We start from the raw sequence: 25551 nt of genomic DNA on the forward strand, positions 1-25551 counted from the left end.
GAGCCCGGCCGGCGGCCCGGCGAGGAGGAAAGCATGACCACGCGCGGCGCCGTGCTCTTCGGGTCCCTCGGGCTCATCTGGGGCATCCCGTACCTGTTCATCCGGATCGCGGTCGCCGACCTGTCGCCCGCCGTCGTCGTGCTGGGGCGATGCGTCATCGGCGCGCTCGTGCTGCTGCCGTTCGCCGTGCGCTCGGGCGACCTGCGCGCCGTGCTGCGCCGCTGGCCCGTGGTGCTGGCGTACGCGAGCGTGGAGATCGCGACGGCGTGGTGGCTGCTGACCGACGCGGAACGTCACATCACCTCGTCGCTCGCGGGGCTCCTCGTGGCCGCGGTGCCGATCTTCGCGACCGCGCTCGCCCTGGTGCTGCGCATCGAACGCCGCCTGCCCGTCCGGCGGGTGGCCGGGCTCCTGGTCGGGCTCGCGGGCGTCGCCGCGCTCGCCGGGGTCGACGCCGCGCAGGGCGCCGCGCTGCGCCCCGTGCTCCAGGTGCTCGCCACGGCGCTGTGCTACGCCGTCGGGCCGATGATCGTGGCGCGCTCGCTCGGCGGGGTGTCCCCCGTGGCGGTCAACGCCGTCTCCCTGACCTTCTGCTCGCTGGTGTACGCGCCGTTCGCGATCGCGACGTGGCCTGCGACGGCACCCTCGGGCGGGGCCGTCGCGTCCGTCGTCGTGCTCGGGCTCGTGCCGACGGCGCTCGCGTTCGTGCTGCTGTTCGCGCTCATCGCCGAGGTGGGTCCCGCCCCGGCGACCGTCATCACCTACCTCAACCAGGCGGTCGCCCTCGTCGCGGGCGTGCTGTTCCTCGGCGAGCCGATCACGGCCGGAATCCTCGTGGGCTTCCCGCTCGTGCTCGTCGGCGCGTTCCTCGCGACGTGGCGGCCACGCCGCGCGCTTATCGCGGAGGCCACGGCCCGGGCGGGCTAGCATGCGGTCGAACGTCCGTCCGAACCCGCCGACCCCGCAGGAGCCGCACTCCGATGGCGCGCAAGCCCGCCGCACCCCCCGTCGAGCCGTTCGACGAGAAGATCGTCGACATCGACGTCGCCTCGGAGATGGAGACGTCGTTCCTCGAGTACGCGTACTCGGTCATCTACGCCCGGGCCCTGCCCGACGCGCGCGACGGCCTCAAGCCCGTCCAGCGCCGCATCCTGTACATGATGGCCGACATGGGCCTGCGGCCCGACCGCCCGCACGTCAAGTCCTCGCGCGTGGTCGGCGAGGTCATGGGCAAGCTGCACCCGCACGGCGACGCCGCGATCTACGACGCGCTCGTGCGGCTCGCGCAGGACTTCTCGCTGCGGCTGCCCCTGGTGGACGGGCACGGCAACTTCGGCTCGCTCGACGACGGCCCCGCCGCCCCGCGCTACACCGAGGCGCGGCTGGCCCCGCCCTCGACGGCCATGACGGCCGGGCTCGACGAGGACGTCGTCGACTACGTGCCGAACTACGACAACAAGCTCACCCAGCCCGAGGTGCTGCCCTCGGCCATCCCCAACCTGCTGGTCAACGGCGCCAGCGGCATCGCCGTCGGCATGGCCACCAACATGGCGCCGCACAACCTCGTCGAGGTCGTCGCCGCGGGACGGCACCTGCTGGCCCACCCCGACGCCACACTCGAGGACGTCATGCGGTTCGTCCCCGGCCCCGACCTGCCGACGGGCGGCAAGATCGTCGGCCTCGACGGCGTGCGTGACGCCTACCGCACCGGCCGCGGCACGTTCCGCACGCGGGCCACGGCACGCGTCGAGAGCATCACCCCCCGCCGGCGCGGCATCGTCATCACCGAGCTGCCGTACCTGGTGGGCCCGGAGAAGGTCGTCGAGAAGATCGCCGACGGCGTCAAGGCCAAGAAGATCCAGGGCGTCGCCAACGTCCAGGACCTCACCGACCGGCAGCACGGGCTGCGCCTGGTGGTCGAGGTCAAGACGGGCTTCGACCCCGACGCCGTGCTCGAGCAGCTCTACCGCACGACGCCGCTCGAGGACTCGTTCGGCATCAACAACGTCGCGCTCGTCGAGGGTCAGCCCCGCACGCTGGGCCTGCTCGAGCTGCTGCGGGTGTGGGTCGACCACCGCATCGACGTCGTGCGCCGCCGCACCACCTACCGGCTCGGCCGCCGCAAGGAACGCCTGCACCTGGTCGAGGGCCTGCTGCTGGCGATCGTCGACATCGACGAGGTCATCCAGGTCATCAGGTCCTCCGACGACGCCGGCATCGCGCGCGACCGCCTCATGAGCGTGTTCGAGCTCTCCGAGCCGCAGGCGACGTACATCCTCGACCTGCAGCTGCGCCGCCTGACCAAGTTCTCGCGCATCGAGCTCGAGAAGGAGCAGTCGGAGCTGGAACGCGAGATCGCGACGCTCGAGGAGATCCTCGGGTCGGACGAGGTGCTGCGGCGCGTCGTCTCGGGCGAGATGGCCGATGTCGCCGCGACCTACGGCACGCCACGACGCACGGTGCTGCTCGACTCCGCGGGCGCCGCCGCGACGTCGGCGGCGGCCGCGCCCGGCGCGGGCTCCGCGCGCGGCCGCGGAACGCCGGCCATCTCGCTGGAGATCGCCGACTCCCCCACACGGGTGCTCCTGTCGGCGACGGGTCTGCTGGCCCGCACGTCGGGCGAGGACGCCGAGGCGGCCGTCACGCGTGCCGGGCGCCGCCACGCGCACGACGCCCTGCGCGGCGACGTCGCGACCACGACGCGCGCCGACATCGGGCTCGTGACCTCGGCCGGGCGCCTGCTGCGCGTCTCCGCGCTCGACCTGCCCGCCATCCCCCAGACCGACGGCGCCCCGTCGCTGTCGGGCGGCATCCCCGTCACCGAGCTGGCCGAGCTCGCCGCAGGCGAGGAGGCGCTGGCCGTCGTGTCGCTCGCCGACGACGCGCCCACGCTCGCGCTCGGCACCGCGGGCGGCGTCGTCAAGCGCGTCGCCGCGGGCGACGTGCCGAGCAACAAGGACGAGTGGGAGGTCATCGCCCTCAAGGACGGTGACACCGTCGTCGGGGCGGCCCCGGTCGGCGACGACGACGAGCTCGTCTTCATCGCCTCCGACGCAAGCCTGCTGCACTTCGACGCCGCCGCCGTCCGGCCCCAGGGCCGCGCCGCGGGGGCATGGCCGGCATCAAGCTCGCGCCCGGGCAGTCGGTCGTGTTCTTCGGCGTCGCACGCGCGGCCGTCCGGCCCGAGCTGACGGTCGTGACGGTCGCCGGGTCGAGCGCCCAGCTTCCCGGCGTGGGCAGCGGCTCGGTCAAGGTGACCCCGTACGAGCTCTACCCCGGCAAGGGGCGCGCCACGGGCGGCGTGCGGTCGCACCGCTTCCTCAAGGGCGAGGACCGGCTGGTTCTCGCGTGGGTCGGCGAGGCGCCGGCGCGGGCGGTCGGCAGTGGCGGCCAGCCCGTCGATCTCCCCGCACCGGACCACCGCCGCGACGGGTCGGGCACGCCGCTGGCGGGCCCGGTCGCCGCGCTCGGCTGAGTCGCGACCGCGTCGGGCCGGCGTCGCCCGTCGGGGCGTGAGCCGGCCTCAGCGCACGCCCCGGCGGGCGCGCCAGGAGTCGGTGAGGATCTCGGCGAGCTCCTGCTCGTCCAGGCGGTCGAGCCACGCCCAGACGCTCGCCTTCACCGCGAACGTGTCGACGCGGAAGAACACGTCGTGCTCGGCGGCGAGCGCCGAACCGGCGTCGAGGTCGAGCGACCAGAACTGCACCGCCTCGCGCCCCTCGTCGCCGAGCCGCAGCCGCGCGAACGGGTGCCTGCCGACGACGACGGTCGGCGCGCCGTCGGGCGCCGAGCCGCGCCGCGCGCCCGCGAGCCGCAGGGCGATCCGCTCGACGTCGCCCCACGTCGACATCAGCTCGGCCTCAGTCTCGCTCGACGGCCGCCAGGATCGCCGCCGCGAGCTCGGCCGGCTTGGTGAGCATGGGCCAGTGACCTGTCGGCAGGTCGACGATCTCGACGTCGTCCACGTGGGCGAGCTCGCGCACGTACGGGTGGTCCTGCGCCATGAGGGCGCGGATCTGCGCGGCCGGGAACTCGCAGGCGATGACCGTGGCGGGCACCGCGCGCCGCGCGGCAGGGTCCCCGGGGTGGTGGTGCCCTTCGCGCACGGTGTGCCCGGGCTGCGGCAGCGCCCTCTCGCGGAACGCGGCCCGCAGGTCGTCCGTCAGGTCGACCAGGTCGGCCGGTTCGAACTCGTCCCATGGCGGCAGCTCGTGGTCGATGACCGCCGGGTCGAGGTCGCTCCCCACGGCCTGACCCTCGCCCATCGGCCCGGAGTCCACGTACACGACGCGCGCGACCCGCTCGGGGCGCCGACCGGCCGCGTTGTAGGCGAGTCCGCCGCCTGCGGAGTGGCCGACGAGGACGACCTTCCGCTCGCCGGGCACGTCGTCTACGGCCGCGACCACGGCCTCGACGTGATCCTCGAGGTGGACGCGTGAGCGGTCCTCGCCCGGCGCCAGGCCCGGCAGGGTGAGGGCGTGGACGTCATGGCCGGCGGCCACGACCAGGGGGGCGACGTCGTCCCACGCCGAGGCGTCGAGCCAGAACCCTGGGACCAGGATGATGTCCATCACACGACACTAAAGCCTGTCGAACAACCTCGGTGAGGTGTACGGCAGCGTCCTTCTCGGACGTCCTTATGCCGCGGTGGCGGTGAGGGTTCCCACGTCATCCCGGCTGGTTTCGTCTGCGCGTGTGCGCGGGCCAGAGCCGTCTGGTCGGTGGGCGTTGGTGACCTGGCCTCGTGCTTCGGGGTCCAGGACCTGGGTGGTGTGGTGCTGTTCGCCCCAGGTGGCGAGGTTGATCGCGGCGTTGCGGTCGCGATCGATCGTCAGCCCGCAGTCCTCGTTCTCACAGGTGAAGACGCGGTCGCCGAGGGTGAGCGTGGTCTTCACATCACCGCAGGCCGAGCAGGTCTTCGACGAGGGGAACCACCGGTCCGCTGTGACGACTTGCCCGCCGCGCCAGGCCATCTTGTAGCGCAGTTGGCGGGCGAGCTCACCCCAGGCCGCATCGGAGATCGCTGCGGCGAGCCGGTGGTTGGCGAGCATGCCGGTGATGTTGAGGTCTTCGATGACGAGCCGGTCGTGGGTCTGGACCAACGAGTTCGAGACCTGGTGCAGGAAGTGGTGACGGCGGGCACGGACCCGCTCGTGGTGACGGGCGAGGCGGCGCACGGCGGCACGCCGGCTGGCGGAGCCCTTGACCTTGCGAGACACCGACTTCTGGAGTCGCCGGGTGACCGGTTGCGCGGTAAGCAACGCTTTGGGTGCCGTGGCCACACGCAGCACCTCGCTGCCATCGCGGGTAGCGGCGACGACGGGTGCGTGCAGCCCGCGGTCCACACCGGCCCACCCAGCGTGATCGGCGTCGTCACGGGCGGGGTGCTGGGCGGCGGGGTGCAGGTCGGCGGCTTCGACGTTCAAGCTGATGCGCCACCGGCCGCCACGCCGCGAGACGGTTGCGAACACGATCCGTGCCCGGCCCTTGGCGAGCATGCGCCGCAGGCGGCGGGTGTCGTCGTGGACCTTGATGGCGCCGATCCCGGGCAGCGTGACCGAGCGGGGACCGGCCTCGCCGAGACGGATCGTGGTCCGCTGGCCGGTCCTCGTCTTGGAGGTCTTGTTGCGCAGGCGGAATGAGCCGCGCTCGTAGTTCTTCTTCTTGAACCGTGGGTGCCCGACCGGCCGGCCGGCGCGCTTGCCGCGCCGGGAGCTGGTCCACGCCCCCAGTGCTTTGCCGAGGTCGACGACGGCTTCCTCGAAGACCTGCGCGGATACCTCCGAGCGCCACGCAAGACCTGTGACCTCCAGATCAGCAGTCCCGTCGGCGGCGACGACGAAGCGGCGGCCGGCGTCCTCGGTCTTCTTCCACGCGTTGAACGCGTTGATGAGGTCGAACCCCGTCCACGGGACCAACACCGCGTCGGGGTCGTCGCCGGTGAGCACCTCGGTGGCGTTCTTGGATGCCTGGCGGGCGTTCAGGTGCAGTCGCAGGCCCTGGTTGAACGCGAACCGTGCGGCGCCCTCGTGCCGGGCCAGGGCACGCGCCTGCTTCGCGGTGGGGTCAGCCACCAGTTGGAACGTCGTATGCCGGGCCACGACCAGGACGCTACCGGCGGGCACCGACACGACCAGGGATGTCAGGCCTGACGGCGACGATGCCGTGGGTGTGACCGCTCCCGCCCGCGCCGCCAGTACCCGTCCGACCTGACCGGCACCGCATGGTCGCGGATCAGCGCGCTCGTGATCCCAGCCCACACCCGTGGCGGGCGGCCGTGCCGTGAGCACCGGTGGCGTGAGTACGTCGACGCGCTGCTGTTCGTCGTGACCACGGGCATCCCGTGGCGGGCGCTCCCGCACGACTTCACCATCACCTGGTCCGCGACGCACAAGCACTTCACCAGATGGACGAACAGACGGCTGTGGGAGCAGGTCCTCGCTGTCCTGCGCGCCGAGGACCGCGTCCAAGACGGCCGCGACCAGCGGCCGACGGCGGCCGTTGTCGACTCCTCGTCCGTCAAGTCCACCCCGGTGCCCGGCGAGCGCGGCTTCGACAGCGCGAAGAAGGTCGACGGGATCAAACGCCACATCCTCGTCGACACCGCCGGACGGCTCCTGGCCGCCCACGTGACCGCAGCGAACGACCAGGACCGGGTCGCGTTCGCCGACCTCCTCGCAAAGAACCCCTGCCCCCCCGTAGCGCACGTGTGGGCCGACAAGGGCTACACCGGCCAGGCGCCCGCTGACGCTGCGGCAAAGGCTGGGATCCAGTTCCAGATCGTCTCCGGCCCCAAGCCTGCCAGCGGTTTCACCGTTCAACCACACCGGCGGGTGGTCGAGCGGACGAACGGGCGGATCAACCGGCATCGCCGCCTCGTACGGCAGCACGAAGCCACCCCCACCGCCCACGAAGCATTCGCCATCCTGTCCCAGATCCAGCTACTCCTGCGCCGGCTCGACCGCTGCAGGTAGTTGTTCGACAGGCTCTAGACGCGAGCCCCGACACTCCGCCGCCGGACGCCCGCGACCAGCAGCGCCTGCGCCGCCACGTACGTGACCATCACCGCCGCCCCGTGGACGCCGGGCGGGAGCACGGCCAGCACCTCGGGCGGCAGCACCTGCGCGGCCCCGATCAGCCCGTCGGAGACGAGGAACAGTGCGCCGCCGATGCCCGCGAGCGGGTCGACGCCCGTCGCGAGCACCGCCATCGTCACGAGTGCCGCCCCGTACACGACCAGCCCGGCGACGAACGGCACGGCGGCGCCACCCAACGGGGCGACCCTCACCCCGGCCGCCACGACGACGGCCCCGTAGACGATGCCGTACCCGACGACGACGGCGCGCCGCCGGTGCAGCACGCTGGCCTCGCGGTACGGCGCGAACGCCACGACGTAGGCGACCTGCGCGACCAGGAACAACGCCATGAGCACGACGAACGAGATGGACGGGGGGACGAACGACGGCACCACGTCCCCCGCCCACGACCACAGCAGAGCGACGAGGGCGAGGCGCACCAGCCGCGGCCTCGGCGGCGCCGACGCCAGCCACAGCGCCGCGGCAAGCAGCGGCATCAGCAGCCACTGCGTCGTCCGGGCGACGCCCGGCAGGTCGTGCCCGAGCACGTACAGGGGCAGATGGGCCGCCACGTTCACGACGGTCACGGCCACGAGCGCGATGAAGCACGCACGGGCGCCCGGGCTCGGCAGCCACGGCTCCAGCCGCCGGGCGACCGGCTCGAAGAAGCCTGCCGGCAGGAGCCCGCCAGGGACGGGGACAGGACGCGGATCGACCCCCTCGCCGAGGCGATCACCGCCCGCGCCCTCGACAGACCGGGTGCCGCCGTCGGAGGTGTGACCTACGTCGCTCACGACGCCCAACCTAGCGGCAGCAGCGATCCGCCGCGCACCACGGCAACGAGCACCCGCCGCGCGGTGCCGTTCCCCGCCGTGCCGCCGCAGCGGAGCGGCCTCGGCAGGCGACCGCGCGGGACGAGGTCAGCGCGAGAAGGGGCACCCCCCGCACCCGGGCGGGCGCTGCGTGGGCTGCGTGCCGGCCGTGCCGGTCAGGCCCGAGCACGCCGTGCAACCCAGGTGCAGGTCCCCCGCCGGGGTCACGATCCCCAGTCGCACCCAGTGGTCGAGCGCGAGCTCGGCGAGACCGTCGTCGACGCCGAGGTACGCGCCGAGCCGCTCCCCCGGGACGCCGCGCCGGACGGCGTCGAGCACGTCGGTCAGCACGCTCACGGCGTCACACCCGCGCCCGGTCTCACGTGAGCACCCGCCCCACCTGGAACACGGCCACGGCCAGCAGCCACGCGACGGCGAGCTGGACGCCGACGGCGCCCACCGCCCAGCGGGCACCGAACACGCGCCGCTGCTCGGCGACCGTCGCCAGGCACGGGGTGTAGGCGAGCACGAACACGAGGAACGCGAGCGCCGCCGCGGTCGCGTGCCCTCCCGAGGACTCCCCGAGGGTGTCGCGCAGCCGGTCGCCGAGCGCTCCCGACGGTGACGCGGCGCTCGCGTCGGCCGCGTCGAGCGAGTACGACTGCGCGAGCGCCCCGACCACGACCTCCTTGGCGACGAACCCGGTGGTCAGGGCCGACGCGACGTGCCAGTCGTCGAGACCCGCGGGCGCGAGCACCGGGGCGATGCCGTCGGCGAGGCGCCCGTACGCGGACTCGTGCACGGGCACGTCGCCGACGGCGTGCCCTCCCGTCACGGGGATCGCGCTGAGCAGCCAGACGACGACGAGGGTGCCGGCGATGATGCCGCCGGCGCCGCGCACGAACGCGGCCACGCGCGTCCACGTCGACAGCAGCAGCGACCGCAGGCGCGGCACGTGGTAGGCGGGCAGCGCGAGCACGAGCGGGCGGGTGCGGCGCAGGTCGCGGAACGCCGTCGTACGCAGCGCGAGCCCGCCGAGCACCACCAGCAGCCCGGACAGCACGTACAGCCCGAACACGACGGTGCCGGCCGCGCGGGGGAAGAACGTGCCGGCCACGAGCACGTACACCGTCAGGCGCGCGGGGCACGAGGTCAGGGGCACGAGCAGCCCGGTCAGCAGCCGGCGGCGTGCGTCGGGCATGGTGCGCGTGGCGCCCATGGCGGGCACGTTGCAGCCGAACCCGATGACGAGCGGCACCATCGCCCGCCCGTCGAGCCCGATGGTCCGCAGCGCGCGGTCGGCCACGAACGCGGCCCTGGCGAGGTACCCCGAGTCCTCCAGCAGCCCGATGGCGACGAACACGAGCGCCAGCAGCGGCACGAACGACAGGACGGTCCCCACGCCGCTGAGCACCCCGTCGACCACGAGTCCCGAGACCCAGGCGGGCCCGGGCAGCGCGCCTCGCAGCCAGGTGGCGAGCGGCCCGTCGAAGAACCCTCCGACGGCGCCGACCAGCGGCGACGCCACCGCCGTCGTGAGCTGGAAGACCGCCCACATGACCGCGAGGAACACCGGGACGCCGAGCAGGGGATGCAGCAGCAGGCGGTCGATGCGGTCCGAGACCGAACGCACCGGCACCGCCGGCGGCGCGGGCACGGCCGCCGCGTGCACGCGCTGGGTCCACGCGAACCGGTCGTCGTCGTCACGCGGGTGCGGCGCGTCGGCCTCGCAGCGGCAGTCGGCGAGCATCCTCTCGACGGCGCCGCCGAGCGCCTCCAGGCCCGTGCCCGACCGCGGGTCGAGAGCGACGACGGGCACCTGGGCCGCGTCGGCGAGGGCCTCGAGGTCGGGTCGCACGCCGCGCGCGGTGGCGACGTCGAGCATGGTGACGGCCGCGACGGTCGGTGTGCCCGTCTCGCGCACCTGGGCGAGCAGGTACAGCGAGCGGGCGAGCGCTGCCCCGTCGAGCACGACGACGGCGAGGTCGGGACGCCCGAGCGCGGACGCGCCGTGGACGTAGTCCACGGCAACCTGCTCGTCGGGCGAGCGGGGCACGAGGCTGTACGTGCCGGGCAGGTCGACCACGGCGATGCGCTGCGCTCCGCGGCGCCAGGACCCGGTCTGGAGTTCGACGGTGGTGCCGGGCGCGTTCATCACCGTCTGGCGCGCGCCGGTGAGGGCGTTGAAGAGCGTGGACTTGCCCGAGTTCGGGTTGCCGACCAGGGCGATCGCCGGGGTGCCCGCGGCGATGACGTCGCCGGGACTCGGGGCGGCGTCGTGGCAGCTCACGCGGGCGCCCTGGAGAGCTGCGGCACCAGCGGGTCGACGCCGATGCACGCGCACGTGCGCCCGTCGATCGCGAACCTGTCGGCCCCGACGGCGACCACACGGCTGCCGAACGCCCCGCAGTGCACGACATGGACGACGGCACCCTCGCGCAGGCCGAGCTCGCGCAGCCGGGTGCGCTCCTCGTCGTCGAGGTCGACCCACCGCACCTCCGCCGAGGTGCCCGCGGGGCACAGTCTCAGGTCCACGGTCGGCACCGTACGCCTGAGGTAAGGCTTGCCTGTAGGGCCGGTGGCACTGTGTGATCACTCTCACGCCCGGCAGTGGCATGCGAACCCGGCAGAAGCGCCGAGAAATCGGGCCTCTCCCCACTGATGCGGCGTGCGACCGTACGCTTCCCCCGTGACACCTGTGGACTCATCCCCTCGCGACACCACCCCCGCCGACGCCCGTGCCGCCGCCCTCCTGGAGGCGGTGCGCACGCGGGTGGTCGTGGCCGACGGCGCCATGGGGACGATGATCCAGGCGGCCGACCCGACCCTCGAGGACTACGAAGGCCACGAAGGCTGCAACGAGGTGCTGAACGCCTCGCGGCCCGACATCATCGCGGCCGTCCACGACGCGTACCTCGCGGCCGGGGTCGACGCGATCGAGACCAACACGTTCGGCGCGAACTGGTCCAACCTCAGCGACTACGGCATCGACGACCGCATCCGCGAGCTCGCGCGCGCCGGCGCCGCGATCGCTCGCGAACGCGCCGACGCCGCCGCCACGCCGGAGCGTCCGCGCTGGGTGCTGGGCTCGATGGGCCCGGGCACCAAGCTGCCGTCCCTGGGCCACACCACGTACGCGCACCTGCGCGAGACGTTCGCCGAGCAGGCCACGGGCCTGCTCGAGGGCGGCGCGGACGCGCTGCTCATCGAGACGTCGCAGGACCTGCTCCAGGCCAAGGCCGCCGTCACCGGCTCGCACGACGCCATGACCGCCGCCGGGCGCACCGTGCCCGTCATGGTGTCCGTGACCGTCGAGACGACGGGCACCATGCTCATGGGCTCCGAGATCGGCGCGGCGCTGACCGCCCTGCAGTCCCTCGGCGTCGACACCCTCGGCCTCAACTGCGCGACCGGCCCCGACAAGATGAGCGAGCACCTGCGCTACCTGTCGCAGCACAGCGAGCTGCCGGTCACGTGCATGCCCAACGCCGGCCTGCCCGAGCTCGGCCCGCACGGCGCGACGTACCCGCTCACGCCCGAGGAGCTCGCGGTCGCGCACACGCAGTTCGTGCGCGAGTTCGGGCTGGGCCTGGTGGGCGGCTGTTGCGGCACGACGCCGGAGCACCTGCGCCAGGTCGTCGACGCCGTCCGCGCAGCAGCGCTGCCGACGCGCGCCGTGCAGCGCGAGAACGCCGTCGCCTCGCTGTACTCCCCCACCGACCTCACGCAGGAGCTCAGCTACCTGGCGATCGGTGAGCGCACCAACGCCAACGGGTCCAAGGCCTTCCGCGAGGCGATGCTCGAAGGCCGCTGGGACGACATCGTCGACCTCGCCCGCGCGCAGACCCGCGAGGGCGCGCACCTGCTCGACGTGTGCGTCGACTACGTCGGGCGCGACGGCGTCGCCGACGTGCGCGAGGTCGTGTCCCGCCTCGCGTCGGCCTCGACGCTGCCGCTCGTGATCGACTCGACCGAGCCCGCCGTGCTGCAGGCCGGGCTCGAGCTCGTCGGCGGGCGCGCCGTCGTCAACTCCGTGAACTTCGAGGACGGCGAAGGGCCGGGCTCGCGGTTCGACCGGATCATGCCGCTCGTCAAGGAGCACGGCACCGCCGTCGTCGCCCTGACCATCGACGAGCAGGGGCAGGCGCGCACTACCGAGACCAAGGTCGCCATCGCCTCGCGCCTCATCGACACGCTCGTGCAGGTGTGGGGGATGCGGGTCGACGACATCATCGTCGACGCCCTGACCTTCCCCATCGCGACCGGCCAGGAGGAGACGCGACGCGACGCCATCGAGACCATCGAGGCGATCCGCCAGATCACCGCGAAGTACCCCGGCGTGCACACCACCCTCGGCGTGTCCAACGTGTCGTTCGGGCTCAACCCGGCAGCCCGCACCGTGCTCAACTCGGTGTTCCTGCACGAGGCGGTCGCCGCCGGCCTCGACTCCGCCATCGTGCACGCGGCCAAGATCCTGCCGCGCACCGCCATCCCGGACGAGCAGTGGGAGGCCGCGCTCGACCTCGTGTGGGACCGCCGTCGGTACGACGCCGCCGGAGAGCTCGTCCACGACCCGCTGGCCCACCTGCTCGAGCTGTTCTCCGGCGTCGACTCCGCGGCGCTGCGCGACGCGCGCGAGGCCGAGCTCGCCGCGCTGCCCGTGGGCGAACGCCTCGCCCGCCGCATCGTGGACGGCAACAAGAAGGGCCTCGACGACGACGTGGCCGAAGCGCTGGCCGCCGGCATGAAGGCGCTCGACATCGTCAACGACCACCTGCTCGGCGGCATGCAGGTGGTCGGCGAGCTGTTCGGCTCGGGCCAGATGCAGCTCCCGTTCGTGCTGCAGAGCGCCGAGGTGATGAAGACGGCGGTCGCGCTGCTCGAACCGCACATGGAGAAGGTCGAAGGATCGTCCGGCACCAAGGGCACGATCGTGCTCGCCACGGTGCGCGGCGACGTCCACGACATCGGGAAGAACCTCGTCGACATCATCCTCACCAACAACGGCTACAAGGTCGTCAACATCGGCATCAAACAGCCGGTCAGCGCCATGATCGACGCCGCCGAGGAGCACGACGCCGACGTCATCGGCATGTCGGGCCTGCTGGTCAAGTCGACGGTCGTCATGAAGGAGAACCTCGAAGAACTCGCCGCGCGCGGGCTCGCCGACCGCTGGCCCGTGCTGCTCGGCGGAGCCGCGCTCACGCGGACCTTCGTCGAGGACGACCTCGCCTCCGCCTACCCCGGCACCGTCCGGTACGCGCGCGACGCGTTCGAAGGCCTGCGCCTCATGGAACCCCTGGTCCGCGTCGCACGAGGAGCCGCCCCCGACGCCGTCGGCCTGCCACCCCTCAAGAAGCGGCGCCACGCCCGCGTCGAGCTCGTCGAGACGCCCGACGCGGAGATGCCCGCACGCTCCGACGTCGCGACAGACAACCCCGTCCCCGAACCGCCCTTCTGGGGCACGCGCATCGTCAAAGGCATCCCGCTCGGCGACTACGCCGCATTCCTCGACGAACGCGCCACGTTCATGGGCCAGTGGGGGCTCAAGCCCGGACGCGGGTCCAACGAGGCCACCTACGAGGATCTCGTCGAGACCGAGGGCCGGCCACGGCTCGCGGCCTGGCTCGACCGGGCCCGCACCGAGCACATCTTCGACCCCACCGTCGTCTACGGGTACTTCCCCGCATGGTCCGAGGGCGACGACGTCGTCGTCGCCCACCACGCCGGACCCGACGGCGGCTCAGGCGGCCCGGTCGGCACCGAACGGCTGCGGTTCCACTTCCCGCGGCAGAAGCGCGACCGGCACCTGTGCCTCGCCGACTTCTTCCGGCCACGCGCCTGGGTCGAGAAGACCGGGCAGTTCGACGTGCTGCCCGTCCAGCTCGTCACCATGGGCGAGACGGTCTCCGAGCACACCGCCCGGCTCTTCGAGGCCAACGCCTACCGCGAGTACGTCGAGCTGCACGGGCTGTCCGTCCAGCTCACCGAAGCGCTCGCCGAGTACTGGCACTCACGGGTCCGAGCAGAGCTCGGGTTCGCCTCCGAAGAGCCGGCAAACGTCGACGGCCTGTTCAAGCTCGACTACCGCGGGGCGCGGTTCTCGCTCGGCTACCCCGCCTGCCCCGACATGGAGGACCGGCGCAAGGTCGTGGAGCTGCTGAGGGCCGAGAGGGCTGGGGTGGTGCTCAGCGAGGAGCTGCAGCTGCACCCGGAGCAGAGCACGGATGCGTTCGTGGTGCATCATCCGGAGGCCAAGTACTTCAGTGTCTGAAACAACAGATTCGTTTCTGTTGCCGAAACATCTGCGGACCCGTTGACACTGCTCGCTCCGGCGATCTAGCCTCACCTCTCAGGTGCACATCCGTCCCTGTGATGAGGTGATCTCCGTGTCTCGCACGCTCTCGCGCTCGCTCGCGCCCGTCGTCGAGGACCTCGAACTCGAGCAGCCCGTCGCCGTGACGGCTGCCCAGATCGCGGAGATAGCGACCCGGCACGGGATCAGGACCGAACCGCGGTTGATCGCTCACCGCCTCCGCGAAGCCGGCTGGCTGCTCCCGACAGGCACACGCGGGGTGTGGGAGTTCGCACCAGGAGCGCATGCTGGGCCGTTCGGCCACGGCGATCCGACGACGCCGCTGCGCGCCGCGCTCGACCGTGACCCTTCACTGGACGCCGCCCTGTGCCTGCACACGGCAGCCTGGGCGCACAGCCTCGCCGACCGTGTGCCCGCCAAGCTCGACATCGCCGTCCCGATCGGTTCCCGGCTCCCCGCCGGGCTGGCCCGGCAGACGACCGCAGTGCGTTTCGACGCCCGGCTCCCTCGTACACGACTCAAGGGCGTGCCGGTGCACGCCGTCGAGTCGATCGTCGTCCACCTGGCCGCCGCGCCATCAGTCGTCCGTTGGGCCTCGGTCGGCGAGTGGTTCGGGGAGCTCGCCGCATTGGCGGACGGATCGAACCTTCAGGCTGAGGTCGATGGCCGCCCCGAGGCCGTTCAACGTCGGGTCGGCTATCTCCTCAGCGGATCGCGCCCCGATCTCGCTGAGCCATTCGTCCCGGCACGCAGTGCAGGGAAGGTCTGGTTCGGCCCGAGGGCAAGAACCATTCGTAACAGCGCGCCCTGGCTGATCGCCGACACGATCCTGCCCTTCGATCCGACGATGCTTCCAGGGTGACGCGACAGCCATGAGCGACTACGAGCCGCACATCACCGTCGGTCACATCGTCCGCCACGCCGGCCAATCAGGTTCGGCCGGGCGCGAGGCCGCCATCATGGACGTCGCGCAGGACCTCCTCCTGCGACACCTGCACGACCTCGGACTGCTCGACGAGCTCGCGTTCAAGGGCGGCACGTCACTGCGCAAGTTCTACGCGGGCCAGGCCGGACGGTTCTCGATCGACCTCGACTTCTCCGTCGCAGACATCGGCACGCCGACCGAGAGCGTCGTCGACCTGCTCCGCGAGGCAATAGAGGGCCTTCGCCTCGGCGTGTTCAGCTACGCCATAACGGAACGCCGCGGCAAGCCGTCGCTTGTCGTCGAGAGCACCTTCGGAACCACGGGCACGCTCGATGCCAAGCTCGATGTCAACCCGCCACCCTGGCTCGAGCCTGAAGCGCGGCCCTGGGTGCCGCTCCCGATCCATTCGACCTACGGCGGTCCACTCCCCCTCATCAAGTCGGTCCGGATCGAAGAGAACGTCGCCGAGAAGATCGCCCGCCTCAACCGCACGACGACGGCACGCGACGTCTACGACCTCGTCTGGATCCGCGAGCACTTCCGGTCAAGCCCCGCGGAGTGGTGTAGCGCTTTCTGATCCTTCGTAGTGCTGGGTCAGGTCAGGCGGCGGCTCCGATCGTGAGGGCCTGGGTCGGGACGACGTCGGTCGTCATGACGGTCAGTGGGGTTCGTGCCCGCTTGAGCGCGTCGAGGGAGAGGTAGCGGCGCCCTTCGGCCCATTCGTCGTGCTGCTCGGCCAGGACGGCGCCTACGAGGCGGACGATGGCGTCCCGGTTGGGGAAGATCCCCACGACGTCGGTGCGGCGGCGGATCTCCTTGTTGAGACGCTCGTTGGGATTGTTCCCTCTCCGCCAGGCTGGTTGTGAGTCAGTTCGCGATCAGCGAGGGAGTTGCCTGGTGTCGATCAGTGCGGGGTTCACGGCGGAGGAGATCCGTGAGTTCGTCTGCGCGTACGCGGCGCAGCCGTTCGGGCGTAAGGCCCGGTGGCTGGCGGAGCAGGGGGTGTCGTATGACCGGCTGCGGCGGTGGCGGCTGGCGGTGTTCGACGGTGATCTCGACCGGGGCCTGATCCCGCGAGACAGTGGGGCGGTGAAGACCACCCCTGGCCAGCGCGCGGCCGTGGAGCGCCACCATCTCAAGGAACGTGCCGGGCACGAGGCCGAGGTCGCGCGTCTGACCGCGCGCATCCGCGAGCTGGAGGAGACGAACGGTGCGCTGGGAAAAGCTATCGGGCTCTTGCACTCGATGAACGAGCAAGAGCCCGGCGCGCGCCCGACGACGCCCGATCGGTCCGGTTCCTGACGGCGGAGAACGCGCTGGTCGCCGAGCTCACCACCATGACCGGGTCGCAGCGCACGGCGTTGCGTCTGGCTGGGCTGTCTCGTTCGACATGGCATTACCGCCGCCACCCGCGCGCCCGGGTGGCCACCCCGGTTCCACATGCCGAGCGCGTGTATCCGTCGCGGATCAGCACGGCCGAGCGGGCGCAGGTCGCGGCGCGGATCACCGCGGGCTGGGCGGCAGGGCTGTCGGTCGACCACGCCTTCGCCAGCGCATGGGACGACGGGGTGATGCTGGCCTCGCGCCGCTCCTGGTGGCGGATCGCGGCGGCACTGCCCGATCAGACGTCCCGGCCGGTGGCCCCGACCCGCCGGCAGGCCCGCACGCCCCGGGCCGCGCCCGTGCTCGAGGCCACTGCCCCGGGCAGGTGTGGTCCTGGGACATCACCGACCTGCGCTCACCGTGACGCGGTGTGGCGTTCAAGGCGTACTCGATCATCGACATCTTCTCCCGCAAGCTCGTCGGTCACCGGGTCGAGGACCGTGAGGCCGACCACCTCGCCGTGGAGATGTTCACCGCCGCGTTCGCCGCCCACGGGGCACCCCAGGTGGTGCACGCGGACTCCGGGCCGGCGATGCGCTCGACAGCACTGGCAGACCTGCTCGGACCCCTGGGAGTCACCCAGACGCACAACCGCCCCCGGGTCTCGAACGACAACCCGTTCTCCGAGTCGGAGTTCCGCACGATGAAGTACCGCCCGAACTACCCCGGCGCGTTCGACAGCCTCGACCAGGCCCGTGCCCACGTCGACGCCTACGTGCCCTGGTACAACGCGAACCACAAGCACTCCGGCATCGCCTTGTTCTCGCCGGACGGGTCCACGACGGCACCTGGCGGCAGCGCTGGACCGAACGCTCACACGTCCACCGCGCCTACTACGACTCCCACCCCGAACGGTTCCGCAGGCCCCCGCGCACACCCGCCCCGGCCGGGTACGTCGGAATCAACCTGCCCGAGGAACGCAAGAAAGAACTCGAACGACTCCAGACAGGTTGACAACGCGCGGTTTCACCAGTCGTTCAAACAATTGACGCCATTCTGTCGGGCGCCCGCAGGAGCCACCAGGAGCGCAACCGAGATCGTCTGATCCGGTGCGATCAGTCCAGGCCCAGGTGAGTGATCAGCGCGTCGTCCACCGCACCCACATGCTCGGAGCGAAGCGTCCCGACGCGGGCCACCAGCCGCGACACATCCACGGAGCGGACCTGTTCGGCCTGAGCCTTCGAGTCGTGGTCGAGTCCATTCCCCGGCTCCGCAGGGATCAGCGCCTGGAAGGGAAGAACTCGAGCAACGGACGACGTCAACGGAACCACCGTGATGACGCCCCTCCCGTGCGTCTCGACGGCCTTGTTGCTCGCGTCGCGCGAGACGATCACGCACCGCCTTGTCTTGGATGCCTCCGAGCCTCGCGCAGGGTCAAGCTCGACCGCCCAGACCTCGCCACGCCTCACGCGACCGGCTCGATCCCGTCGGCAGCAGTCGCGTCCCAGATCGCCGCCTCTCCGGACTCCTCCCACTCGCGATACGCCTCCGCGTACTGCGTTTCGAGCTCGCGTTCGCGAAGGGCCTGTACCGCGGCGTGCAGTGTGGCCGATCGCGACGGCAGTCGGTGGCGCCTTGCGTAGCGCTCCAGGTACGCCACGTCTGCGGCCGGCAGGCTCGCACTGAGCTTGACGGTCTCCCGACCCATCGCACCAGCGGTCATACCGACGATCCTACTTCGCTTCTGCGAAGGTCCCACGCTGAGAGGTCAGCTCAGCGCGACTCCGGCCTCATCGCGGTCAGCGCCCCGACGCGGGACGAGCTCGATCGCGCCGTCGCCGCCGTCGAACAGGTCGCGATCCAAGCCTCCTGCGCGACACGGCGGCTCTGGGGGCAGCAGACACGGACGTTCGCGCGCGCGGCGCTGCCGTTGACGTGACCGGCCCAGCGGGCGCCGCTCGGCCTGGGAAGATCGACGTGTGCCGGGTATCCATCACGTCGAGCTGTGGGTCGCTGACCTCGACTCCGCTGCCGCGCAGTGGGGCTGGTTGCTGACCCGAGTCGGCTTCCACCTTCACCAGGAGTGGCCCTCGGGACAATCGTGGTCCGCGGGCGGCGCGTACCTGACCATCACGACGTCACGACCATGACGAGCCCGGTCCATGACCGCAGAACCGCGGGGCTGAACCACCTCGCGTTCCACGCCGGCTCCACGACGGCGGTGGACGCGATCATGGCCGACGCCCCCGCCCACGGCTGGACCCCGCTGTACCAGGACCGCTACCCCCACGCCGGCGGCGCGGCGCACTACGCCGGCTGGCTGGAGAACCCGGCAGGCTTCAAAGCCGAGGTCGTCGCCGACCACTGCTGAGCAAGCCGCACGGTCGGGGAGGGCGTGCGGAACTCACGGCACCTGACGTGCGACGGGAACCGCGACCTCCATGACAGGTCCCAGTTCACCCGCGCCCCACGCCGGGAGGTAGACCTCGCGATTGTCGCCCACGACCTCCGCGACTCCCGAACCAGACGACAGATAGTCGTGGACCAGGACGAGGAACGTCTGATCCCCGGCAGTCTCCTGGTCGAGCTCGACGTAGCGCTCGGCGTGAGCGGGGTCGGTGGCCAGCACGAGCCCTGCCGGTGGGCGCAGCACGTCCGCGACGGGCGCGCAGACGCTGATCCGCGCGGCGAACCCCTCAGTCGCCCGCTCGTGGTACTCGACGAACGGAGACCCGGCAAGCGTGCTCGACGTCGCCCGCAGCACGTCGAACAGGGCATCCGTCGCCTCCGGGAGCACCGACGCCAGCTCGGCGAGTCTGGCACGCCGGCCGGTGCGCAGGACGAGCCGCTCGGGGACGTCGCGCGTCAGCACGGCAACGTCCAGGCGGGGCGGACCCGCCAGGGCAGAACGCACGTACTCACCGGCGCGCGCCGCCTGCGCCGCGCCGGACCGCCGCTCGGTCCAGATCTCGTCGAAGCGGGCCACCCTGTCGCTCCCGTCGAGCACGTCCTCGACCTCGGCCAGCGTGAGGTCGACGCCGCGCAGCAGGCGCACCCACCGCGCCCGCTCGACCTGGTCGACGCCGAACAGCCGCCGGCCGTCCGCAGCACCACGGCGCGCGTCGAGCAGCCCACGGTCGGCGTACATCCGCACCGCCTTCTCGCTCAGACCCGCCGAATGAGCAACCTGACCAGTCGTGAGTTCATCCATGCCCGCGACGGTAAGAGCTGCCCCTGGGTAAGGCGCAAGCGACGTAGCGCTCGTCGCACCACGCCGTGCACCGCGTACTGCGCGGATGTGACCGTCACCTGCCCACCGCGACCTGGGTGGCGTTGCCGGCATGACCCCCGACGAGATGCTCGACTACTGCCTCGCCATGCCGGGCGCCTACCTCAACCACCCGTTCGACCCCGACCACTCCGCCGTCCGGCTCAAGGCCCCCACGATGGACAAGGGCCGCATCTTCGCCGAGGTCTTCACCTTCCAGGGCATCAACGTCGTCACCCTGCGCTGCGACGCCGAGGCCGCGCTCGTCTACCGCGACATGTACCCGGCGTCGTCGTGCGCGGCTACCACTGCCCGCCCGCCGAAGCCCAGTACGCGAACACCATGCCGCTCGACGGCGACGTGCCCGCCGCCCACCTCCTCGAGATGGCCAACGAGTCCTATGTGCGTGGACGGGTATCCGTCGAGCGCCCGGGACCAGCCGTCCGCCGTCCGGACCAGGACGATCTTCTCCTGCACGCCGGCGAGCGAGGTCTTTCCGCCGGACGGCTTGTTCGCGAGCGGGAACGTCGCGACATCTCGGAGGAGCGGGGCAACCTCGGACTCACCGAGCGGCTCGAGGGACGGCGTCCTCGGCTCACCAGGAACCTCCGGGTCCCAGATCTGCAGCGCACACCCGCGACATCACGGCCGTAGGCACGCAGCATGCCCATGACGTCGTGCTCGGCGACGCCGGCCACCTGCGCCAGCCGCGTGCGTATCCTTCCCTCGGGCAGGAGCTCGGCGAAGTAGTTCTGCCGACGCGCACGTCTGGATCCGACGGCGACCGGCGAGAGCGGCACCGCGAGCGAGAGCACCGTGCTGTCCAGCCCGAACCGCTCGATCGCTTCCGGTTCAGCCATGAAGTCGAAACGCGATCCGGTGCCCGCGAGAGTGCCGATCCGAGCGTCGTAGAGCTCGACGACGAGGTCACGCATCAGCGTCGGTCGCGGCCGCACGCGCGTCGATCGTCGCCGTGAGCTGTGTGCCCGTCTCCCGCATCAGCGCGAACAGGCGGGTCACGAAGATCGACGGCTTTCCCGCCTCGATCTCCCAGATGTACCGCTGGCTGGTGCCGATCCGGTCTGCCAGCTCGCGCTGGCTCCAGCCGTTGAGCAGGCGCGCCTGCTGAAGGATCCGCCCCAGGGACTCCGGGCTCGTCACGTTGCCCGTGTAAGCCATGGCAGTGCTCGCATTCCTCGACGACGAATTCGTAGTCATCATGCGTGACTACGAATTGGTAGTCACGTGCGGCGACTACCGATTCGTAGTCACACCGAACCGGGTCGCGCGGCGTCGCGAGCCGGGCTCGGTCGGTGACGTGTGTCGGCCGGTCAGCACACAGGCTCGCAGAGCTCGACGTCGACCTCCGGGAGGCGGGCGAAGGTCGTTCGGATAAGCGGGCGCACATCCGACCCGCGCGGACCGCCGTGGCCGCAGCCCAGCGTTGGAACGGCGATGTGGTCGATCCTCATCTGCCGTACAAGCAGAGCAAGGTCGTCGAGCCCAGGCTGGATCCATCCGAGATCGGAGCGGTTGCGTCAGTGCTGTTTCGTCGGGGAGTTCAGCACGAACCGGACACCGTGGGTGTCGACCTGGCCGATCCTTGTCGCGCGTCAGACGACGCGACCCGTGTGCCACGAGCCCGCAGGCGCACTGCGCGGATCGCACGACGATCCTCCTGGTACCCCACGGGCCGATCGTGGCCGCACTCGCCCGGAAGCAGAGGGCTCGCGAGATGAGGCGAAGCAGCATCGACGGCCGGACCCGAGGACCGGGCAGGGCAGCCTCAGGCGACACTCGTGATCCTCCGACTGGGGAAGGTGAGGAGCAGTGTGGCGAGCGTGCCGAGCGCCAGCGCCCAGCCCCCGAGGATGAGCCACGACACCATCGGCTCGAAGTCGGCCAGGGAGTCCAGCCCGTAGTAGCGACGCAGCAGGTCGGCCGCGTACCACGACGGCAGCCATTTCTGAGCGCTGACCAACCACGGTTCCAGGTTCCCCGAGGGGAAACTGATCGGCGTGTAGAGGAGCGTGAACAGAAGGCAGGCGTTCGCTACGACGTTCGTGATCGCGAGCGATGGTGCGAGCAGGCCGAGCAGGTATCCGCTGCAGACCGCCACCATGATCGTGGCGACCCCGGCGACGATGACCAGCGGGCTGGGCGACAGCTCGACGTCGAAGTGCCACGCCGCGAGCACCACGCTCGCAACTGCACCGGGCGTCGCGACGAACGTCCAGATGAGCAGGTCCGCGAGCAGCAGGTAGGGCCGCGGGAACTGCTGCAGCAGGAGGTACTCGAGCGCGCCGTTCTCCCGGGCGCGGAAGACCAGGCTGGGTACGAGCACGAGTCCGGTCGCGAGCAGCACCGTTGTCGCGACCCCGCTCACCAGGTACTGGCGACCGGCGACGTCGTCGGCCACCAGCAGGTTGCCCAGGCCGAACGCGACGCCGATACCTACCACGAGCTGGAAGGCGACCAACGTGACGATCCACCGTCGCATGCGGAGCAGCTGCCAGCGCAGCACCGGCCCGAACATCCGGCCAGGAGTCCTCGCGATCATCGCCTGGACCCGCTCTCCGCGGACACCTCGGCAACGGGACCGTGGTACGGCAGGTAGAGGTCTCCGTGAGCGCCTGTCCGGAGCGAGGTCCCGGGCTCGTACGTCGCACGCGCCGCCGTGACGACGCGCTGCGCGTCGGGAGGTTCGACCAGGGTGCCGCCAGGGAGTTGTGCCGGGCCGAGCCGCCCCTCGGCCATCTCGTAGCACGTGTCCGCGTAGGCAACGGCCTCGTGCACGTTGTGGGTGATGACGACGACGGCGGCTCGTTCGGATCGCCGTCGGAGCGCCTGCCACATCAGCCGACGGCGTTCCGGGTCGACGTCGTTGGTCGGCTCGTCGAGCACGACGAGCTCCGGGCGGGAGTTCATCGTCATCGCGAACGCGACCAGCCGGCGCAGCCCACCCGAGAGCCGGTGACCCGCGACCTGCGACCAGTCACCGATCTGGAGCTCGGCGAGCAGGCCCGTCGTCGCATCCGCCGATGCCGGAGCTGTCAGACCGCGCAGCATGCCGGCGATGTGGATCGACTCACGGACCGTCAGGCTCTCGAGCGCGATCTGCGCCTGAGGCTGGTACGCGACCTTCCGGGCCATCTGCCGCGGTGCCCGGAGTTCGGCGCCGATCCGAATCGTGCCGGTGTTCGGTCGCAGCAGTCCGACGATCTGCCGGACGAGCGTCGTCTTGCCCGCCCCGTTCGGTCCGAAGACCGCGGCGATCTCGCCCGGGCGCACCGTGAGCGACACACCATGGTTGACCACCTTGCGGCCGTACGCCTTGGTGACCTCGTCGACGATCAGCATCGGCTACCTCCGTCCCAGCAGACGCACGCGCGCCCGATGCTCCGCGTCGTCACCCGGTCGTCCCTTCTCCCCCAGCACGGCCTCTCCACGCGGATACCCAGAGTCGACGTACTTCTCCATGTGACGCGGCGGCGCGGACACCGCTGGTCCGCGCCGCCGCGTCCTCACACGCCCGCGAGGTGGGGCTGCTGCCAGACCCGGGCATCTCGAACACCTTTGCCCATCGGCCGAGTGCCTTGCCGAACAGCCATGCGGTGCCGGCGCCGATGACGACAGCAGCGCCGACCGACTGGAGAATCGCCGCGCTGGAACCACCCGGTCGAGCACGCGGCGTCGACGTCGCGACCCGTCGGGACCAGGTCCCGCAAGTCGGCCTCGACGAGGTCGGTCCTGTCCCGGGCGGTCACCTTCCCACGCGGTCACCTTCCCACGCAGGATAGCGAGCATGTCCGGCGAGTTGTCGACTCCGGAGAACGACCTCGTCGGCGGAACGAGCGGGACGGCCACCCGCCCCGGACCGGGCCGTGCGGTGCGCCGCTCGGTCCAGTGCCCGGTCCAGTGCCCGGTTCAGTGCTCGGTTCAGTGCGCCGTGGTGCCGCACCGCGCGCAGCGTCCGTCCCGGCCGAGCAAGACCTCGCACTGTGGGCACAGCAGGGGCCCCGCCCCGGCTGCCCTGGGGACCGGACGCGCGGACCGCTGGGCTCGGGTCTTCGACGGAAGCCTGACTGCGACGTACAGGCCGGCACCCGCGATGACTCCCCCGACGTACGCGCCGCTCTGGCCTCCGCCGCCGTGGGTGCTCACCGCCACGACGATCCCGATCAGGAGCACGGCGACCCCGATGCCGACGGCGACCGACGTCTCGTTCGCATTGCGGGGAAGCACCCTGGACAGGATCCAGACGACCCCGTCGGCAAGGTACCCGCCGACCCAGACCCAGCACAGCAAGAAGAGAATGGCGGCTGTTCCCAGAAACTCACCCATCACACAGCTCCTTTCAGCGCCGTCTCGACGTCCGGACCCCCGGGAGGCTTTGGTGCCACCGCTTCAGGAACCAGGCTCACCCGAGCCGATCCTGTGAGTGCCGCCCGCCGAGAGGATCTCCTGGCCCACATGCGGTCGTTCTGCTCGCGCGACGCTGGCCATTGCGATCCACCTGGCTGACCGCGACGGGGTCCTTCGCCGATGCCGGCATTCCCGTTGCGAGCAGAAACTACCGGTGCCGCCGTTCACGCCCAGGAGGATCTGGGACTCGTTCCTTCAGTCCGGACTTCACCGAACGTCAGGGCCTTTGACGTGCGGTTTCACTACGGCTTCAACCGCGTTCTGGAGAGTCGCCACGAGGCGATCGATCATCGCGCGCCGCGCCATCGCTCGGTGCGCGCCGGGGGGCTCCCTCGTGCGGGCCGCGCGCCCGGGCCCTGCCTCCCGGCAACCGGAACTCCCTGCCTTGCGTGAGGCCCTGCGGCCGCCACAGCAGCATCGCGACGAACGCCAGCGGGATGAGGGCACCGCGCACGCCGGTCGGGAGCGTGATGACAAGGTCGCCCAGATGCAACCCTTGCTCCATCCTGAGGAGGGCTTCGGAGATTGCGGTGACGACAAGGGTGCCGACGACCGCGCCCCACACGCTGCCGGCGCCCCCGATGATGAGCATCGCGAGCGTCAGGAAGGTGAAGTCGAGGTAGTAGTCGCGCACGCTGATCGCCGCTGCCTGGTGCGCGTACATCGCGCCCGCGAGCGCCGCGAGCCCGCCGGACGCCGCGAAGAACGCGACGCGCAACCGCCAGACGGACGTGCCGAGCGCCCGCGCGGCGAGCAGGTCTTCCCGGGAGGCACGCAGCAGCCGCCCGCTGCGGGAGGTGCCGAGCAGGTAGACGACGACGATCACGACGGCGGCCAGCGCGATCGGGGCGTCGACGACGGGGAACACCGGGACCTGCGGCAGCACCTGGGGGCCCGGCCCGACGGACGTCGCATGGAAGAAGACGTTGTCCGCGACCATCAGCACGGCGAACGTCGCGATCGCCGCGGAGAGCCCGTTGAGGCGCATGAGCAGCGCGCCGACACCGGCCGCGACTGCGGCGCCGATGACGACGGCCAGGGGGATGGACAGCCACACCGGGCCGTGGGCCGCTTGCAGCGCGGGGAGCAGGTCGGTCAGCACGTTGGCCTTGATCACCGCGGGCATGGTCAGCAGCCCGGTGGTCAGCCCGCCGAGGAGCGCGAACGCGCCGTGTGCGAAGGACAGCACGCCGCTGTTGCCCGTGAACAGCTGCAGGGCGAGCACGAGGACGAGGAGCGTCGCGGTGCGCTCTGCGAGGAAGGCCAGGCCGGCGGACGTGAAGGCCGCCAGGTAGGCGACGCCCACGAAGACGAGGACCGGCCCGAGCACCTCGGCCGGCCTTCGCCGGGTCGCTCCGGTCGGCTGCGGCTTCGTCCTGAGCGGTGCCGCGTTCTCGACGGTCATC

23 protein-coding genes and 5 pseudogenes are annotated in these 25551 nt (G+C 71.5%); 11 read left to right on the plus strand and 17 right to left on the minus strand.

Annotated elements, in window-relative coordinates:
• Window positions 1–33 precede the first annotated feature (33 nt).
• On the plus strand, window positions 34–927 hold the full coding sequence (locus tag ET495_RS05905; protein ID WP_129203396.1) for a DMT family transporter: 894 nt from the start codon (window positions 34–36) through the stop codon (window positions 925–927).
• Window positions 928–980: 53 nt separating this feature from the next.
• Window positions 981–3475: pseudogene (locus tag ET495_RS05910) on the plus strand (DNA gyrase/topoisomerase IV subunit A).
• Window positions 3476–3523: 48 nt separating this feature from the next.
• Here ET495_RS05910 and ET495_RS05915 read toward each other — a convergent pair.
• The 3 genes from ET495_RS05915 to ET495_RS17560 form a co-directional block, all read right to left on the minus strand.
• The gene (locus ET495_RS05915; protein WP_129203398.1) at window positions 3524–3850 is read right to left on the minus strand and encodes a hypothetical protein; all 327 of its coding nucleotides are present in this window, start codon (window positions 3848–3850) and stop codon (window positions 3524–3526) included.
• Window positions 3851–3860: 10 nt separating this feature from the next.
• Window positions 3861–4571: an alpha/beta fold hydrolase gene (locus ET495_RS05920; RefSeq protein WP_129203400.1), complete on the minus strand. Its 711-nt coding sequence runs from the start codon at window positions 4569–4571 to the stop codon at window positions 3861–3863.
• 66 nt (window positions 4572–4637) lie between these two features.
• Window positions 4638–6074, minus strand: a complete 1437-nt coding sequence (locus ET495_RS17560) for an RNA-guided endonuclease TnpB family protein (protein WP_162616376.1) — start codon at window positions 6072–6074, stop codon at window positions 4638–4640.
• 171 nt (window positions 6075–6245) lie between these two features.
• Here ET495_RS17560 and ET495_RS17565 point away from each other — a divergent pair, with 171 nt between their 5' ends.
• Window positions 6246–6974, plus strand: a complete 729-nt coding sequence (locus ET495_RS17565; RefSeq protein WP_245993338.1) for an IS5 family transposase — start codon at window positions 6246–6248, stop codon at window positions 6972–6974.
• Between the two features lie 14 nt (window positions 6975–6988).
• Here the strand turns inward: ET495_RS17565 and ET495_RS05930 are convergent, their stop codons facing one another.
• From ET495_RS05930 to ET495_RS05945, 4 genes are all read right to left on the minus strand, one after another.
• On the minus strand, window positions 6989–7870 hold the full coding sequence (locus tag ET495_RS05930; RefSeq protein ID WP_211340922.1) for a lysoplasmalogenase family protein: 882 nt from the start codon (window positions 7868–7870) through the stop codon (window positions 6989–6991).
• Window positions 7871–7996: 126 nt separating this feature from the next.
• Window positions 7997–8245: a hypothetical protein gene (locus tag ET495_RS05935; protein ID WP_129203404.1), complete on the minus strand. Its 249-nt coding sequence runs from the start codon at window positions 8243–8245 to the stop codon at window positions 7997–7999.
• A gap of 22 nt (window positions 8246–8267) precedes the next feature.
• Window positions 8268–10178 (minus strand): ferrous iron transport protein B, encoded by a 1911-nt coding sequence (feoB, locus tag ET495_RS05940; RefSeq protein ID WP_129203406.1) that lies wholly within the window; start codon window positions 10176–10178, stop codon window positions 8268–8270.
• The gene (locus tag ET495_RS05945; RefSeq protein ID WP_129203408.1) at window positions 10175–10423 is read right to left on the minus strand and encodes a FeoA family protein; all 249 of its coding nucleotides are present in this window, start codon (window positions 10421–10423) and stop codon (window positions 10175–10177) included. The genes feoB and ET495_RS05945 overlap by 4 nt, the downstream gene beginning before the upstream one ends.
• A 154-nt stretch (window positions 10424–10577) precedes the next feature.
• Here ET495_RS05945 and metH point away from each other — a divergent pair, with 154 nt between their 5' ends.
• The 3 genes from metH to ET495_RS05960 all read left to right on the plus strand — a co-directional run bounded on the left by metH (window position 10578) and on the right by ET495_RS05960 (window position 15706).
• Entirely contained in the window at window positions 10578–14162 is a 3585-nt protein-coding gene (gene metH, locus ET495_RS05950; protein WP_245993339.1) for a methionine synthase, read from the plus strand.
• 184 nt (window positions 14163–14346) lie between these two features.
• Window positions 14347–15066 (plus strand): type IV toxin-antitoxin system AbiEi family antitoxin, encoded by a 720-nt coding sequence (locus tag ET495_RS05955; protein ID WP_162616377.1) that lies wholly within the window; start codon window positions 14347–14349, stop codon window positions 15064–15066.
• A gap of 10 nt (window positions 15067–15076) precedes the next feature.
• Window positions 15077–15706: a nucleotidyl transferase AbiEii/AbiGii toxin family protein gene (locus tag ET495_RS05960; protein ID WP_129203412.1), complete on the plus strand. Its 630-nt coding sequence runs from the start codon at window positions 15077–15079 to the stop codon at window positions 15704–15706.
• A 22-nt stretch (window positions 15707–15728) separates the two neighbouring features.
• On the opposite strand, the pseudogene ET495_RS05965 reads toward ET495_RS05960, so the two are convergent.
• Window positions 15729–15971, minus strand: a pseudogene (locus ET495_RS05965) (transposase); the annotation flags it as partial.
• Between the two features lie 55 nt (window positions 15972–16026).
• Between ET495_RS05965 and ET495_RS05970 the strand changes: the two are divergent.
• Window positions 16027–16431, plus strand: a complete 405-nt coding sequence (locus ET495_RS05970; RefSeq protein WP_129203414.1) for a hypothetical protein — start codon at window positions 16027–16029, stop codon at window positions 16429–16431.
• Window positions 16432–16882: 451 nt separating this feature from the next.
• Window positions 16883–17557 (plus strand): integrase core domain-containing protein, encoded by a 675-nt coding sequence (locus tag ET495_RS05975; RefSeq protein WP_129203417.1) that lies wholly within the window; start codon window positions 16883–16885, stop codon window positions 17555–17557.
• A 10-nt stretch (window positions 17558–17567) separates the two neighbouring features.
• On the opposite strand, the gene ET495_RS05980 is transcribed toward ET495_RS05975, so the two are convergent.
• Window positions 17568–17987, minus strand: coding sequence for a type II toxin-antitoxin system PemK/MazF family toxin (locus tag ET495_RS05980; protein ID WP_342770153.1), 420 nt, complete (start codon window positions 17985–17987; stop codon window positions 17568–17570).
• Window positions 17918–18175 (minus strand): antitoxin, encoded by a 258-nt coding sequence (locus tag ET495_RS05985; RefSeq protein WP_129203421.1) that lies wholly within the window; start codon window positions 18173–18175, stop codon window positions 17918–17920. The genes ET495_RS05980 and ET495_RS05985 overlap by 70 nt, the downstream gene beginning before the upstream one ends.
• A gap of 54 nt (window positions 18176–18229) precedes the next feature.
• Between ET495_RS05985 and ET495_RS18505 the strand changes: the two are divergent.
• Both ET495_RS18505 and ET495_RS05995 read left to right on the plus strand, forming a co-directional pair.
• Window positions 18230–18391: pseudogene (locus tag ET495_RS18505) on the plus strand (PrgI family protein); the annotation flags it as partial.
• A 40-nt stretch (window positions 18392–18431) separates the two neighbouring features.
• Window positions 18432–18823 (plus strand): annotated as a pseudogene (locus ET495_RS05995) (VOC family protein).
• Between the two features lie 33 nt (window positions 18824–18856).
• Here ET495_RS05995 and ET495_RS06000 read toward each other — a convergent pair.
• Window positions 18857–19663: a MerR family transcriptional regulator gene (locus ET495_RS06000; RefSeq protein ID WP_162616378.1), complete on the minus strand. Its 807-nt coding sequence runs from the start codon at window positions 19661–19663 to the stop codon at window positions 18857–18859.
• Window positions 19664–19793: 130 nt separating this feature from the next.
• Here ET495_RS06000 and ET495_RS18510 point away from each other — a divergent pair, with 130 nt between their 5' ends.
• Complete coding sequence (locus ET495_RS18510; protein WP_245993340.1) at window positions 19794–20393, plus strand: MmcQ/YjbR family DNA-binding protein; 600 nt, start codon at window positions 19794–19796, stop codon at window positions 20391–20393.
• A 19-nt stretch (window positions 20394–20412) separates the two neighbouring features.
• Here the strand turns inward: ET495_RS18510 and ET495_RS19645 are convergent.
• From ET495_RS19645 to ET495_RS06030, 6 genes and pseudogenes are all read right to left on the minus strand, one after another.
• Window positions 20413–20655, minus strand: a pseudogene (locus ET495_RS19645) (HipA N-terminal domain-containing protein); the annotation flags it as partial.
• Window positions 20648–20899 carry a helix-turn-helix domain-containing protein gene (locus tag ET495_RS06010; RefSeq protein ID WP_129203428.1) on the minus strand — a complete coding sequence of 84 codons (252 nt, stop codon included), beginning with the start codon at window positions 20897–20899 and terminating at the stop codon, window positions 20648–20650. The gene ET495_RS06010 and the pseudogene ET495_RS19645, both read right to left, overlap by 8 nt.
• A gap of 607 nt (window positions 20900–21506) precedes the next feature.
• A complete protein-coding gene (locus tag ET495_RS06015; RefSeq protein WP_129203430.1) occupies window positions 21507–22280 on the minus strand; it encodes an ABC transporter permease in 774 nt (257 codons plus the stop codon).
• On the minus strand, window positions 22277–23080 hold the full coding sequence (locus tag ET495_RS06020) for an ABC transporter ATP-binding protein (protein WP_129203432.1): 804 nt from the start codon (window positions 23078–23080) through the stop codon (window positions 22277–22279). Before ET495_RS06020 ends, ET495_RS06015 begins: the two co-directional genes overlap by 4 nt.
• A gap of 579 nt (window positions 23081–23659) precedes the next feature.
• Window positions 23660–24064, minus strand: coding sequence for a hypothetical protein (locus ET495_RS06025; protein WP_129203434.1), 405 nt, complete (start codon window positions 24062–24064; stop codon window positions 23660–23662).
• Window positions 24065–24395: 331 nt separating this feature from the next.
• Window positions 24396–25550: a branched-chain amino acid ABC transporter permease gene (locus tag ET495_RS06030; RefSeq protein ID WP_129203436.1), complete on the minus strand. Its 1155-nt coding sequence runs from the start codon at window positions 25548–25550 to the stop codon at window positions 24396–24398.
• Between the last annotated feature and the right edge of the window lies 1 nt (window position 25551).

Source organism: Xylanimonas allomyrinae, assembly GCF_004135345.1.
Classification (GTDB): domain Bacteria; phylum Actinomycetota; class Actinomycetes; order Actinomycetales; family Cellulomonadaceae; genus Xylanimonas; species Xylanimonas allomyrinae.

Coding starts and splice junctions, on each gene's coding strand:
- ET495_RS05905 (WP_129203396.1), top strand. CDS start 34: ATGACCACGCGCGGCGCCGTGCTCTTCGGGTCCCTCGGGCTCATCTGG.
- ET495_RS05915 (WP_129203398.1), bottom strand. CDS start 3,850: ATGTCGACGTGGGGCGACGTCGAGCGGATCGCCCTGCGGCTCGCGGGC.
- ET495_RS05920 (WP_129203400.1), bottom strand. CDS start 4,571: ATGGACATCATCCTGGTCCCAGGGTTCTGGCTCGACGCCTCGGCGTGG.
- ET495_RS05960 (WP_129203412.1), top strand. CDS start 15,077: ATGAGCGACTACGAGCCGCACATCACCGTCGGTCACATCGTCCGCCAC.
- ET495_RS05985 (WP_129203421.1), bottom strand. CDS start 18,175: ATGACCGCTGGTGCGATGGGTCGGGAGACCGTCAAGCTCAGTGCGAGC.
- ET495_RS06000 (WP_162616378.1), bottom strand. CDS start 19,663: ATGGATGAACTCACGACTGGTCAGGTTGCTCATTCGGCGGGTCTGAGC.
- ET495_RS18510 (WP_245993340.1), top strand. CDS start 19,794: ATGACCCCCGACGAGATGCTCGACTACTGCCTCGCCATGCCGGGCGCC.
- ET495_RS06010 (WP_129203428.1), bottom strand. CDS start 20,899: ATGGCTTACACGGGCAACGTGACGAGCCCGGAGTCCCTGGGGCGGATC.
- ET495_RS06015 (WP_129203430.1), bottom strand. CDS start 22,280: ATGATCGCGAGGACTCCTGGCCGGATGTTCGGGCCGGTGCTGCGCTGG.
- ET495_RS06020 (WP_129203432.1), bottom strand. CDS start 23,080: ATGCTGATCGTCGACGAGGTCACCAAGGCGTACGGCCGCAAGGTGGTC.
- ET495_RS06025 (WP_129203434.1), bottom strand. CDS start 24,064: ATGGGTGAGTTTCTGGGAACAGCCGCCATTCTCTTCTTGCTGTGCTGG.
- ET495_RS06030 (WP_129203436.1), bottom strand. CDS start 25,550: ATGACCGTCGAGAACGCGGCACCGCTCAGGACGAAGCCGCAGCCGACC.